Origin of the sequence: Bacillus kalamii, assembly GCF_047238185.1 — a bacterium.
Lineage (GTDB): Bacteria > Bacillota > Bacilli > Bacillales > DSM-1321 > Bacillus_AD.
The window spans coordinates 872,696-886,488 of sequence record NZ_JBDFMI010000006.1 but is presented as its reverse complement, the minus strand read 5'-3'; the positions used below and the strand labels follow the sequence as shown (position 1 = coordinate 886,488).

General features: G+C 41.5%; 12 protein-coding genes and 1 other annotated feature. Of the genes, 5 read left to right on the top strand and 7 right to left on the bottom strand.

The window, feature by feature from the left end:
• The first annotated feature begins 221 nt into the window (after positions 1–221).
• Positions 222–1,412 (top strand): dicarboxylate/amino acid:cation symporter, encoded by a 1,191-nt coding sequence (locus ABC357_RS22225; RefSeq protein ID WP_412889705.1) that lies wholly within the window; start codon positions 222–224, stop codon positions 1,410–1,412.
• 45 nt (positions 1,413–1,457) lie between these two features.
• Here ABC357_RS22225 and ABC357_RS22220 read toward each other — a convergent pair whose 3' ends face one another.
• Entirely contained in the window at positions 1,458–2,216 is a 759-nt protein-coding gene (locus ABC357_RS22220) for a hypothetical protein (protein ID WP_412889704.1), read from the bottom strand.
• Positions 2,217–2,518: 302 nt separating this feature from the next.
• Here ABC357_RS22220 and ABC357_RS22215 point away from each other — a divergent pair, with 302 nt between their 5' ends.
• Both ABC357_RS22215 and ABC357_RS22210 read left to right on the top strand, forming a co-directional pair.
• Positions 2,519–3,913, top strand: coding sequence for a sensor histidine kinase (locus ABC357_RS22215; RefSeq protein WP_412889703.1), 1,395 nt, complete (start codon positions 2,519–2,521; stop codon positions 3,911–3,913).
• Positions 3,891–4,583 (top strand): response regulator transcription factor, encoded by a 693-nt coding sequence (locus ABC357_RS22210; RefSeq protein WP_412889702.1) that lies wholly within the window; start codon positions 3,891–3,893, stop codon positions 4,581–4,583. Before ABC357_RS22215 ends, ABC357_RS22210 begins: the two co-directional genes overlap by 23 nt.
• Before the next feature lie 263 nt (positions 4,584–4,846).
• Here the strand turns inward: ABC357_RS22210 and ABC357_RS22205 are convergent, their stop codons facing one another.
• The 3 genes from ABC357_RS22205 to ABC357_RS22195 form a co-directional block, all read right to left on the bottom strand.
• Positions 4,847–7,276, bottom strand: a complete 2,430-nt coding sequence (locus ABC357_RS22205; protein ID WP_412889701.1) for a heavy metal translocating P-type ATPase — start codon at positions 7,274–7,276, stop codon at positions 4,847–4,849.
• A 150-nt stretch (positions 7,277–7,426) separates the two neighbouring features.
• Entirely contained in the window at positions 7,427–7,633 is a 207-nt protein-coding gene (copZ, locus tag ABC357_RS22200; protein WP_412889700.1) for a copper chaperone CopZ, read from the bottom strand.
• 13 nt (positions 7,634–7,646) lie between these two features.
• On the bottom strand, positions 7,647–7,991 hold the full coding sequence (locus ABC357_RS22195) for a metal-sensitive transcriptional regulator (protein ID WP_412889699.1): 345 nt from the start codon (positions 7,989–7,991) through the stop codon (positions 7,647–7,649).
• 192 nt (positions 7,992–8,183) lie between these two features.
• On the opposite strand from ABC357_RS22195, the gene ABC357_RS22190 reads away from it, so the two are divergent.
• Positions 8,184–8,792, top strand: a complete 609-nt coding sequence (locus tag ABC357_RS22190; RefSeq protein ID WP_412889698.1) for a histidine phosphatase family protein — start codon at positions 8,184–8,186, stop codon at positions 8,790–8,792.
• Positions 8,793–9,111: 319 nt separating this feature from the next.
• Here the strand turns inward: ABC357_RS22190 and ABC357_RS22185 are convergent, their stop codons facing one another.
• Together ABC357_RS22185 and ABC357_RS22180 are read right to left on the bottom strand one after the other, a co-directional pair.
• A complete protein-coding gene (locus tag ABC357_RS22185; protein WP_412889697.1) occupies positions 9,112–10,356 on the bottom strand; it encodes an efflux RND transporter periplasmic adaptor subunit in 1,245 nt (414 codons plus the stop codon).
• 15 nt (positions 10,357–10,371) lie between these two features.
• Entirely contained in the window at positions 10,372–11,034 is a 663-nt protein-coding gene (locus tag ABC357_RS22180; protein WP_412889696.1) for a hypothetical protein, read from the bottom strand.
• A 339-nt stretch (positions 11,035–11,373) separates the two neighbouring features.
• Here ABC357_RS22180 and ABC357_RS22175 point away from each other — a divergent pair, with 339 nt between their 5' ends.
• Positions 11,374–12,054 carry a type 1 glutamine amidotransferase domain-containing protein gene (locus ABC357_RS22175; RefSeq protein ID WP_412889695.1) on the top strand — a complete coding sequence of 227 codons (681 nt, stop codon included), beginning with the start codon at positions 11,374–11,376 and terminating at the stop codon, positions 12,052–12,054.
• Between the two features lie 80 nt (positions 12,055–12,134).
• Here ABC357_RS22175 and ABC357_RS22170 read toward each other — a convergent pair whose 3' ends face one another.
• Entirely contained in the window at positions 12,135–13,475 is a 1,341-nt protein-coding gene (locus ABC357_RS22170) for a sodium-dependent transporter (protein ID WP_412889694.1), read from the bottom strand.
• A 61-nt stretch (positions 13,476–13,536) separates the two neighbouring features.
• Positions 13,537–13,761: a binding site (T-box leader), on the bottom strand.
• Between the last annotated feature and the right edge of the window lie 32 nt (positions 13,762–13,793).

The following is a 13,793-nucleotide window of genomic DNA, read 5'->3' as shown; positions in this document are numbered from 1 at the left end:
CTAAGTTCCATCTTAACACGGCTTGCGCCATTCGATGTAAATCGTTTTATATACGATTATTATTTTATGCCTAGATGAAGATTATGTACATCAAGAATAGTACGGATTTTAATTTTTTTATTTTTTCGAATATATCTATTTTTAATATACCTATTAACACTTTTAGTATCTTCACGTATAATCCTTCTTAGAAATACAGTTGTTTTTTGAAGGAGGACAATATGAAAAAGTTCGGTTTACTTCCAAGAATACTCCTCGCAATCACCTTGGGAATCGGAATAGGCATGATTGCACCCCAGTGGTTTATACGCGTATTCGCAACATTCAATGGAATTTTTGGCAACTTTTTAGGGTTTGCCATCCCTTTGATCATAATTGCCTTTATCGCTCCAGGGATCGGCTCAATGGGAAAAGGAGCCGGAAAAATGCTCGGATTGACAACAGGGCTTGCTTATCTATCCACCATAACAGCCGGCATACTGGCATTTTTTACAGCATCTGCCATCTATCCATTCATACTTAACAATGTAAGCAGCGCCCGTTTTTCAAATCCCGAGGAAGCTTTGCTGGAACCCTTCTTCACCGTGGATATGCCTCCTATAATGGGCGTGATGAGCGCTCTTTTGCTGGCATTCACAATCGGACTTGGCTTGGCTTCCATTAAAGGCCATACACTTCAGGGCACGATGGATGATTTTCGTTCAATTATTGAAAAGGTCATCGGAACGGTTATTATTCCTTTACTGCCTGTCCATATCTGCGGCATTTTCGCCAATATGACCCAGGGCGGGCAAATCACAGCCATTATGAGTGTATTCGCAAAGGTATTCATCATGATCATCGCTTTGCATCTTATGATGCTGACTGTTCAATACATCGTTGCAGGAGCATGTGTGAAGAAAAACCCATTCCGCATGATGAAGCAAATGATGCCTGCCTACTTCACTGCCTTAGGCACGCAATCCTCCGCTTCGTCCATCCCTGTAACTATGGCCCAAGCAAAAAAATTAGGGGTCCGAGACCGTATCGCCGGTTTCACTGTCCCATTGCTGGCAACTATACACCTCTCCGGCAGTACAATTACACTTGTCAGCTGCGCTATGGCAGTCATGGTGATTCAAGGGAATATTGCGGAATGGACAGCTATTCTGCCCTTTATTCTAATGCTTGGCATCACGATGATCGCCGCACCCGGTGTGCCAGGCGGTGCCGTTATGGCAGCACTCGGCCTATTAGAGACAATGCTTGGATTCACGGACACAATGCTTTCTCTTATGATCGCCCTCTATCTGGCGCAAGACAGTTTCGGAACTGCTTGCAACGTAACAGGAGATGGCGCTATAACAGTCATCACCGATACATTCTCTGAACGTAAAGAAGAGAATCTTGAGACTGCGGAAAAGGCCGCTTAAATAGCAAAAGAAAAAAGCCGGTTCTTTACCGGCTTTTTTCTTTTGCTAACGCAAGGCCAATGCCCACTCCCTCGTTTTTTTCACAAAAATGAGCTTGGCATCCGATTCCGCACCTTTTAGACCTGAATATACTTCTTCAGCCTCATCCATATCCGAATAATCGCCAATAATCCACAGAGGAATTTCCAGCCTATTCCTTGTCTGCACTATTTTTTCAAAGGAGATCATCAATCCCTCCTCCATTAAAGAAGAAAGGCGCCTCATGATATCCACCGGAACAGGTGGATAATCTGCTTTTTTCCGGAATCCAAGCCAGGTTTTCTCAACCTTCAAAGCAGCTATTTTTTCAGGAATCAGCTCTCCCAGCATTTGATAAAAATCAATCAAAGTCCGGTAGTACACCTTATTCCAAAGTCCATCCTCGTATGATAAATAGACATAATCATTGTTCAGCAACCGATAGAATGGAGCCCGCAAATGATGCTTGCAATGACCTAAATACAAGAGCTCGGCTAAATCCTGGCCCTCTAGGGCAGACAGCCCTGTTTCATCCTCGAAATCAATCCAGCAAAAATCGCCGCCCTCATTGCCGTGATGTTTGACCAAGCTTGCCACATCTTCTTGATAGACGTATTCTAACAATGTATTCATATTATATTGGGCATCTTTAAAATGATGCTTTAACAACAAAACGTTCTGAAGGGGCTTAACCGTTGATAAATAAAAATCCTCAAATGTTATACCGCTGGAAAGGACAAAACGTTCTGAAGTATGCAAGTGGATATAGATTAATTCTTTATTCATTAAGCAAGCCTCCCAGAACACGATCGAATGCCAATATTTCATTCAATGCACAGGGGCTATTCCGTACTTAAGAAGACAACCATTAACAGAATATTCCCAAATCCATTTTCGTTCTTTTACCTTCCTAAAGTATATCAAAAAATGAAACTGAACTAAAGCAGGACCTTGAAACGGTATATGTTATATGTACATATGCCCATATTTTTGCCAAAACACCTAAAAAGACCAGCCGACTTGCATGCCCTACATACTTTATGCACAATTATATAGTAAGATGAGGGCGTATGTCAGGAGGTTGTATCATGAATAAAATCTCGGTAAAATTAGGCGCCTTATTTTTCATAACGGTTCTGCTGATGGAAATTATCCTAATGATTTACTTGCACCACGGGATGGTTAAAACACGTGTCGATGAAGAATTCCAGCGATTATCCGCCAGAACAATCAACCATCGGAACGTCCTGCAGAAAGCCTTTAATCCGCAAACGATGGACCATGTTGTCCAAATGGAAGACCATACAGATACAGCAGTAGTCATTACAGATGAAAAAAGGACTATTATTACATCCACTAATCAAACGTTTGATCAAAAATTCAAGAAGCTGAACGGGCATCCCTTTCCTATCCATCCTGTCCCAAGCTTTATTATTAATGATGACTGGCGCCATTCATCCTACCTTTCAGTCGGCAGCCCCCTATTCTCGGATGGGCATTTGCTCGGTTATATCGTTATGTTCAAAAGCACAGATAGCATCCAATCCATGATTCAATCCTTAAATGAACATTATGTATATGCGATGGCCATTACACTGACAATCACTCTACTCGCCTGTTTATTCATTTCCCGCGCTGTCACCCGGCCCATCCTCAACATTACGGAAGCGGCACAATCCATCAGTGCAGGCAATTATCACGTTTCTACAAATTACAGGAGAAAAGATGAACTTGGCATATTGGCTGGTACGATTGAAACATTGGGGAGGGACTTGCAGCACATGAATGAAGAGCGTGATGAATTTCTCGCTGCCGTCTCACACGAGCTAAGAACACCGCTGACCTATATAAAAGGCTACGCAAACCTGCTGCAAAAAAGAGAGCAAAGCGAGCAGGAAAAAAGAGAGTATGCTGTTATCATAAAAGAGGAAAGTGACCGATTGAATGATTTGATCCAGCATTTATTCGATCTAGCCAAGATTGGCAAACACTCATTCGAAATCCATAAAGAGCCAATTAATCTTCAGAACTTCCTAATTAATATGGAAAGAAAATTGACGCCTGCCTTTAATGATTGCTCTATTTCATTAAGAGTCATTTGCGATAAACCGTACATCATCCAAGGAGATCGCCAGGCGTTGGAGCAAGTTATGCTAAACCTCCTGGATAATGCCAGGAAATATTCAACTGCCGATACGAATGTAACGGTATCCGTATTTATAAAAAAATCGCTTCATATTGCCATTCGCGACGAAGGGATGGGCATACCGGAAAAAGACCTTCCTTTTATTTTCAATAAAATGTATCGGGTTGAAGCCTCAAGATCCCGTGACCATGGCGGTTTTGGCCTAGGGCTCGCAATCGCAAAGGAACTTGTTGAGTCCCACGGAGACCAGTTAGCTGTTTCCAGCGAATTAGGCGTCGGCACAACATTCGAGATTATCTGCAAGGAGTGGGACTATGAAAAAAATCATATTAGTTGATGATGAAAAAAAGATGCTTGATTTACTCGCTCTTTTTATAGAAAATGACCAGTATTCATGCCAAAAATTCAAATCCGGAAAAGAGGCTATCCACTACTTAAAAAACCATTCAGCCGATCTTATGCTGTTGGACGTCATGATGCCTGATTTGAATGGATGGGAAACAAGCAAAATCATAAGAACATTCTCCAATATCCCTATTATCTTCCTGACAGCCCGTTCTGATAAAGATGAAATAGTAAAAGGGCTGCGTACTGGCGCAGATGATTATATTACTAAGCCTTTCGATGAAGATATTCTATTGGCCAGAATGGAAGCCTTATTAAGGCGTTCTGAAAACAAGCATCAGCAGCATGTTTTTTATTGCGAAGGGTTAAAGCTCGATTTATCTAGCTATGAGGTCTTTGTCAACGACAAGAGCATCAATTTTACACCTAAGGAGATCTCTTTAATCGCCCATTTTCTCGAAAAAAAAGACAAAGTATTATCACGGGAATACCTTCTTCTGTCCATTTGGGGATATTCGACACATACTGAAGATCGGACAGTCGATTCACATATACGGAACTTAAGAGAAAAACTCCGACAAGCAGGATTCCCCGTAGATTCATACCTGCAAACCGTATGGGGAGCAGGATATAAGTGGACATCAATTCCGTCCAAACCATAAAGGCCCTAAAACCTTCAGGGCCTTTTTAATGGCTCATCGCCATCTGACACTGCCTTCCATTCTATTTCAAGGCGGAACCCGCATTTTTCATAAACCTTTCCATCCAGCTATTTCCGCGGCTGCCGCTTCCGTCACCTTTTCTATATATAAACGCATTTACTTCCCCTCTCCTTCATTTGTTAAGCATTCGAACGAGTTAACGGAAACCCTATTTAAAGACGCAAAAAAACCCTACCCTTTAGGATAGAGCCCTTTTGCACATTTTATAGTTTTACTTTCTGAAGCCGCAATGCGTTTAGCACAACACTTACTGAGCTGAATGCCATCGCAGCGCCTGCAACCCACGGAGCCAAGAGGCCGAATGCCGCAATCGGGATGCCTAGTGTATTATATCCCAATGCCCAAAACAAATTTTGCTTGATGTTGCGCACTGTATATTTACTCATGGCAATGGCATCCGCTATAGCATTTAAATCGCCTCGCATCAATGTAATATCAGCGGCCTCCATCGCTACATCAGTTCCTGTGCCGACCGCCATTCCAATGTCGGCCATGGCGAGTGCCGGTGCATCGTTTATGCCGTCGCCGACCATCGCCACATGCTTTCCGTTCTGCTGCAATTTTTTGACTTCCTCTGCTTTTTGCTCAGGCAGAACTTCTGCAATGATTTGATCGACTCCCGCTTCTTTACCGATTGCTGCTGCCGTACGTTCGTTATCTCCTGTGATCATGACTACGTGGATACCCATATCGTGGAGCCGCTGGATCGCTTTTTTGGAGGAATCTTTTATCGTATCGGCCACTGCAACAATACCGGCAAAACGGCCATCGATTGCTGCAAGCATTGCTGTTTTCCCTTCCGCCTCCAATGTTTGCATAGATTGTAGATCTGCTTCATCCATAGCAATATTGGATTGATTCATGAGCTTCCGAGTGCCGACCAAAATATCTCTTCCATCTATTTTTGCTTCTATTCCGTATCCAGGAACTGCATCGAAAGCTTGTGAGGCTACAAGATCAATCCCTTTCTCCTGGACTCCTTTTACGATAGCTTCTGCAAGCGGGTGCTCTGAACTTTTTTCTGCACTTGCCACCAACTGCAGGAATAATCGTTCTTCATAGCCTGCTGCCGGTATAATATCAGTCAATACAGGTTTACCGTTCGTCACAGTACCTGTCTTATCCAATAATACAGTATCAATCTTATGCGTTTGCTCTAGATGCTCGCCACCCTTGAACAAAATGCCGTATTCAGCTGCACGGCCGGAACCAGCCATAATGGAAGTCGGCGTTGCAAGGCCAAGTGCACATGGACAAGCAATAACTAAGACTGCAATCATTTTTTCCAAGGCTTCTGCAAAGTTGCCTGGATCTACAGCTAAATACCAAACAAGAAACGTAATAACCGCAATCGATACGACAATCGGTACAAAAATGCCTGATATTTTATCCGCTAATCGTTGAATCGGCGCTTTGGATCCTTGCGCCTGCTCTACTACTTTAATAATTTGAGCCAGAGCTGTGTCACTTCCGACATTTGTAGCTTTTATTTTCAAAAAGCCATTTTTATTGATGGTAGAACCAATGACAGAGTCACCGGCTGCCTTATCGACCGGAACACTTTCTCCGGTAATCATGGATTCATCAAGTGCTGATCGGCCTTCTACAATAATTCCATCCACAGGGATTTTTTCGCCTGGTTTAACATGTACCGTATCCCCACTCACTACTTCAGATAAAGGGACTTCTAATTCTTTGCCGTCTCTTTCGACAATGGCTGTCTTAGCCTGTAATCCCATCAGTTTCTTGATTGCTTCAGAGGAACGGCCTTTTGCTTTTGCCTCAAATAATTTACCTAACAGAATCAACGTTATTAGGACAGCACTTGTTTCGTAATAGAGGTTCAATCCATGTGTGTGTTTCCCTATTGAAGCTATCGTTTCATACAGGCTGTAAAAATACGCAGCAGATGTACCGAGAGCAACAAGAACATCCATGTTTGCACTCTTATTACGCAACGCCTTATATGCGCCGATATAGAATTGGCTTCCGATTATGAACTGGATTGGTGTTGCCAATGCAAATTGGAACCATGGATTCATTAGGAAATCCGGCATATAAATCCAGGAAGTGAAGGAGAAATGGCCTACCATCGTATATAAAAGCGGCAATGCCAGAATGGCAGAAATAATAAATTTGCGCTGTTGTTTCACAATCGCCTTTTGGCGGTGGTCCACTTCTTCTCCTTCTTCATTCTTTTTCTGTGCCCCATAGCCAAGTTTTTCTACTTTACCTATAATGTCCTGGGGTGAGACCATTCCAGGATTATAGGTGATAGCTGCTGTTTCCAGCGCAAGATTGACATTGGCGGCCGTGACTCCGTCCATTTTATTCAACCCTTTTTCAATGCGGTTGGCACATGCGGCGCATGTCATACCTGTAATATTGAAATCCGCCTGTTCAAGCGCCACACCGTAGCCAAGCTTTTCTATTTTGGATTGCAGATCCTCAGGCTTCAATTTGGAAGGATCATATGAGATAGTTGTACGTTCCAAAGCCAGGTTGACATTGGCCTTGTCGACGCCTTCCATTTTATTCAGCCCTTTTTCGATGCGGGTTGAGCACGCAGCACATGTCATTCCAGTTATGGCAAAAGTCGTTTCTTTCGATTGTTCATTTTTAATTTCGCTCATTACCTTCACCTTCCATACCCATTGGGGGTATATTTTATATCTGAATAAGGGACAGTCCGGACCGTTTTTGCTAACGGTTATTCAACTGTCCCCACTGGCATGTTGACTTCAGTAACACGAATCACTGCAAAAGAAGGTTATCTTCCAGAATTACAGAACGTCATACCCTTGATCGTCGATTGTTTCTTTAATATCGCCTAAAGATACTACAGCTGGATCAAATTCTACATCGACTTTTTCTTCTTTCAAGTGAACAGTTACATCTTTTACGCCGTTCATTTCGCCTACACTACCTTCAACTGCTTTAACACAATGTCCGCAAGACATGCCTTTTACTGTAAGAGTTGTTTTTTCCATATTGAATCTCTCCTTATTTTTTCATTAATTTTTGTATGGTTACAAGGACTTCATCCACTACATCTGTATCCCCTTGTTGTATTCTTTCAAGGACGCATGATTTCATATGCCCCTCCAGCAGGAGCTTTGCTACAGAGTTGAGAGCTGACTGCGTAGCTGCCAGTTGCGTGATTATATCATCACAATAAACATCTTTTTCAATCATACCCTTTATACCCCTAATTTGCCCTTCTACCCTATTCAAGCGAGTAACCAGATTTTTTTTAACCTTATCACTATGATGGCTCGATCTTTCAGGATGCTCCAAGCAACAAGAAACGCTCTCTTCCAACAAAGGATTATTTTCTTCAGCGCTCATCTTTTTCCCTCCCTGCTATTTTAATTTACCATACCCCCCTACCCTATGTAAATAGATTTGTTTAAATATTTCAGCCCATTTTCCATCATTTCTCTAGGCTTCAGCGATTAAAGTTTCAGGAAGAATGCGATACAATCGATTCATAAGACGTTATTCATATACTCAAACCAAAACAGAAGGAGTTTTTATACAATGCTAACGATATACCTAACCAGACATGGCCAGACAGAATGGAACGTCCTTCACCGCATGCAAGGCTGGGGAAACGGTGAACTAACAGAAAAAGGCATATCCGATGCCAAAAATCTAGCAGTTCGATTAAAGGATACCCACATTGACCGCATTTATGCCAGCACAAGCAAACGCGCCTATGAAACAGCGGAGATAATAGATAATGGCAGAGGAATTCCGATTACAAGAGATGACCTTTTCAGAGAAATGTATTTCGGCGATTGGGATGGCGAATTGCGTGACGATATCATCGCCAAATACCCGGATGACTTCTCCTGCTTCTGGGAAACCCCGCACCTGTTTAAATCCATAAACGGAGAAGAATTTACAGACCTTCTGGAACGGGTAAAAAAAGCAATTGATAAAATCATCGCAGAAAATGAGGAAGGGACAGTCCTTGTCGTAGCTCATTCCATCTTCCTGCGCATGGCATTTGCCTATATTAAACAATTACCGATTTCAGACATTTTTAAACAAGATCCTCCAGGCAATACATCATTGACAAAAGTCCAATACGACGGAGAAACCCTCCACATAGAATACGAAGGCGACATGTCCCATACAGAATAGAAAAGCAGAGAGCGCCTGCTTTGCCCCGACAAGCTTAAGGCGAGGCACTGACAAAGGCCGCTCTTTGCCTTTGACAGTGGATTGACTTAAGACCTCGAGGGGTTGGCGCTCTCAGCTGGACAATAGAAAAGCGGAAGCGGCTTGGTCAGGCCCGACAAGCTTAAGACGAGAATCGCTCAAAGGCTGGTATTTGCCTTTGACTATTCTTGGCTTAAGACCTTGAGGGCCTAGCCGCTGCAGCTGGATAATAGAAAAGCGGAGAGCGCCTGCTTTGCCCCGACAAAAGAACGCCGGCCAATTGGCCGGCGTTCTCTCTATATTATTTCTCAAAAATCCCCATAACTGTATATTTCATAACTTGCTTTTTGGATAGCTTTTTCAGCGCTTTTTTATCGACAGAGGCAGTTGTCATCGGTGTAATGAATGAAGTTCCCGCCTGTTTCACTTTATTAGGATCTGTTACTACATAGTTACCCGCAACCAGTCCATTCAGCACTTCCTGTTTTCCATCGAATTCAAGGCCTGGTTCAATTTGTTTTTTTAGAACAGTGCCTTTGTTGGAAATCTGATATACATTCTTTTGTTTTTTTGATTTAAATGTGTTAGATTTCGCAACGACAGGAACATCCAACGCTTCAGCAGTTGTTACTGTAAGCTTCACTTTTGATCCAGGAATCAATTGATCGTTCTTCTTATCCAAGGCAATAGTAAATGGATATTTCGCTTCTTTTTCAACATCTACACCGCTTTTCGGATATTCTACGATACCTTGGATGGTTCCTGTATAAGTTTTTTTATTTAATATCGAGTAAACCTTAACTTTTTGGCCGATTTTTGTTTTATTGATTTGTTTTTCGTTCAGTTCTCCCTCGGCTCCTACATTAGGAGAAGCAATCGTTATGATTGGATTTTTCATATTTTCATTAATTGCGATAACCTGGCCCTCCACCTCACTCGGAGTACTGATTTTATTCAGTCGATCAGTGATGCGGCTCAGGTCTGCTTCACTTTTTGAAAGTTTGGCAGACAGCTTATCTTTCTCGGATTGCGCTGCAATGATTTCTTTTTCGACATCTCCTTCGACAATCGGCGAGACATCTACATTCACTTCAACCTTAGGCTCCTTTTCATCAGTTGATGCGCTATTGCTTGATGTTGGCGTTTTAGGTGTAATTCTTTTCAATTCTGAAATTTGGCTGTCAATGCCGCTAATTTCATCATTTATTTGTTTGATTTCAGCCTCTTTTTCGCTTTTTTCATTTTCAAGCGAATCAGAACCATAGGAAAACAGCGGTGTGCCGGATGTGATTTTGTCGCCTTTTTTCACAAGAATAGACGCCACCGAACCTCGTTGTTCATCATAGTAGACATATTCTTTGTTTTCAGGCTTGATGACACCCTTTGTTTTGAATGTTTCTTTAACATCATCTTTCTTGACTCGTGTCCAATCATTTACGTACGTGACTCTTGTTGCTTTACTGTCTTCCTTTAATAGAAGATAGAGATTGCAGCCGATAAACAGAATGGCTATAGCAGCAATCGTATAGACTTTCCAATTTTTCATGCAGATCCCTCCTCCTTAAAAAAAGACTCCAATTTTTATATACGAAAACAAACTCGATAAAAGCCAACAAACGACGAAGAAAGCAATAATAAACGGAATAACAGCTTTTTTGCTCCGATCCGTTAACCGAAGAATATAGTAACAGATGACAGCAATCATTCCTGCTTGAAAAATAGTAATTTCACTGAAAAAATGAACAATCAACTCTTTATCCGTTATGTATTGAGCAATAATACCCAATGAAAAAGGATTAGATGCCCCATCGATATGCATAAGGACAAACATTGGAATTTCAATCAATTTTTCTGCCAAAAACAAGCAAAAAGCTGTCATATTAATGATGACCAGCTTCTGATATGGTATGTTAACAAATGTCCAAAAGTATAGGGCACTCAGCATGACATATACAGCCGGTATTAATATTCCCAACACTACTCTTCCAATAAAGAAAAGCTGTTTTCTGACTTCAAACTCTCCATCGCTTAAAGCCGTTAATTCTTTTGATAATGATTCGTTTCCTATTCCAAAGACGGCGCTGATGGCATAGATGCATACACTAATGAGAAACAGAAGAATCAAATTCCGCTTATATCCACTAGCTGCCTCTGCTTCCTGCAACTGATAGCCATACGTTCCCGGTCTAAAGAATCCTTTCAATGGTTGTATCCGGAAGGTCATTTTTCATCCTCCAATATTTTAATCATAATAGTACAAGTACCTACTGCTGCTATACTTTTTCTTTCATGCCATAAAAATAGACTCAACTTTCATTTTAAACTAAAATACTTCAAATGTTTACAAATAAATGACAATGTTTGAATAAAAGTACGATTTTTTATCATATAAAGAAGAAATGTGTCTTATTATGCAGGTTTTAACAGAAAGAAATGACCATTCAATAGTCCCTATTTCTCCCAAATACGTTTAGTAGGTGATGATTAGTGGAAAGAATCTACGAGAAGTACATTTTTCATCCTAGTATCTTCACTACTATTTTAGAAGAAAAGGAGAGATATAATGAAGAAAGTATTATTTGTTGTAACTAGCCACCCCTCCCTTACACCAGATCATCCAACAGGGGTGTATATGGAAGAATTCGCTATCCCTTATGAACGATTCAAAAAAGAAGGCTACCAATTGGAAGTTGTCAGTCCAAGGGGCGGAAATGCACCGATTGACCCTGCCAGTTTAAATATATCAGACCAACAAAAAGACGATTGGAAGGATAGTTTCCAGGCTCTGCAACAGACAAAGAGCATTAATGGAATGATTGCGGATCATTTCGATGCCTTGTTTTTCCCCGGAGGCCACGGAGTCATGTTCGACCTTCCTGAAAATACAGAAGTCGCCGAACTATTAATGGATTTTGTAGAACAAGATAAATACGTTGCCGCTGTATGCCATGGGCCTGCTGCTTTTGTGCAAGCTAAATATTCTGATGGCACGCCATTTGTTTCCGGCAAGCAAATGACGGGTTTTACAAATGAAGAAGAAAAGGAAATGGAATTAACGGAAGATGTGCCATTTTTATTAGAGAGCCGATTGCGTGAACTGGGGGCACATTTTATCGTAACACCTAATTGGGAATCCCACGTCCAATGTGACGGCAAGCTGTTAACTGGCCAAAATCCCCAATCCAGCGCGGCATTGGCAGAAAAACTAGTTCAAAAGCTTTCTCCTTCCAAGGTATCTAAATAAAGAAGAAATCGCCACCCCTATGGAGTGGCGATTCTTACTTACTTTTCCTTTGACTCTTCGTCTCCTAAAAACCGTGTCGCTTAAAAGACACCGATCATATTTAAAAAGACGACTACAATAACAATCGGAATAATATATCTTAGGATGACGTACCATGTGTGGAATGCAGCAGAGCCTAATTTTGACTGGGCCAATAGCTCCGTTTCCAACACCTTCTTTTTAATGCGAAGCGGTACAAAAATCGAAATAAGCAAAGCGCCAAGCGGCATAAGAATATTGCTGACCAAATAATCGGCGCTGTCAAAAATGCTTTTTGAAAAAATAGTTACATCATCCAGCAAACTGTACGATAAAGCGGAAGGCACACCAACCACAAAAATGAGAATACCGATCAATAAGGAATACTTTTTCCTTTTATCTTCCTTATTTTTCACGACAGAGGCTACAATAATCTCCAGCATCGAGAACGCTGAGGTCAATGTAGCGAATAAAAAGAGTGCCAGGAAACAAATTAAGAAAAATTCACCAAACATGATCTGGTCGAATACGGAAGGCAGTACAACAAACAAAAGCCCCGGTCCTTCGGCAGGCTCCAATCCCAATGAAAAGACTGCCGGGAAAATGGCCAATCCAGCCAAAAGAGCAATTACTAAGTTCATCGACACGATGGAAATGGCTGGCTGTATCAGATTCGATTTTCTCGGAAGATACGAGCTGTATGTGACCATAACGGAAACGCCGACACTCAGAGAAAAGAAAGATTGTCCCATCGCAAACAATATATTCTCGGAAGATATATGCGAAAAATCAGGGGCAAGGAAAAACTTAACTCCTTCGATAGCCCCGTCCAAAGTCAAAGATCTGACTATTAAGACAACAAACAGGATAAATAAAGCTGGCATTAATATTTTACTCGCCTTCTCAATGCCATTTTGTATTCCCTTTGCCACTACTAATACAGTCAACCCAAGGAAAACTCCCTGAGCCACGATTGCAAGCAGAGGATTGCTGATTGTTTCATTGAATAAGTTGCCATAGTTAGCTCCATCCTCAATAACGCCCCCAAATAAACCCTTAACAAAATAAATGATGATCCATCCACCAATCACACTGTAAAAGGACAATAGCAAGAAACAAGTAAAAACGCCTAATTTACCTATCCATGGCCACGCTGTATTTGGAGCGATTTTTCGATATGCCGTAATCGCCTCGCTCTGCGTACTTTTACCTATAATAAATTCAGCTAACAATAACGGAAACCCGATGAATAAAGAAAATAGGATAAACAGAAGGAAAAAGGCTCCTCCTCCACTTACGCCCGTTACGTACGGGAGTTTCCATATAGCCCCGATTCCAATAGCAGAACCGGCAGCTGCCAAAATAAAACCAATTTTAGATGACCATTGTTCTGTCTCTTGCATGATGTATCAGTCCTGTCTTTTTTGTTTTAAACCATAAAAAAAGCCACGTCTCTATCATTCAGATAGGGACGTGGCTTATCACGCGGTACCACCCTAATTGGAGATAAACATATCTCCCGCTTAAAGAATTAACGGCTCCAACCGTCTTTACACAACAATCCCGGGATATGTGCAAAGAGAGCTCCAAGATTGAAATTGGCCATATCTTTGTATCAGTTCGCACCAACCACTGATTCTCTTCCTAACAGGGAGACTGGCTTACATGGGATCTTATCCTCGCTCGATCAATATTAATTAATAATCGGAATTATAGTATGT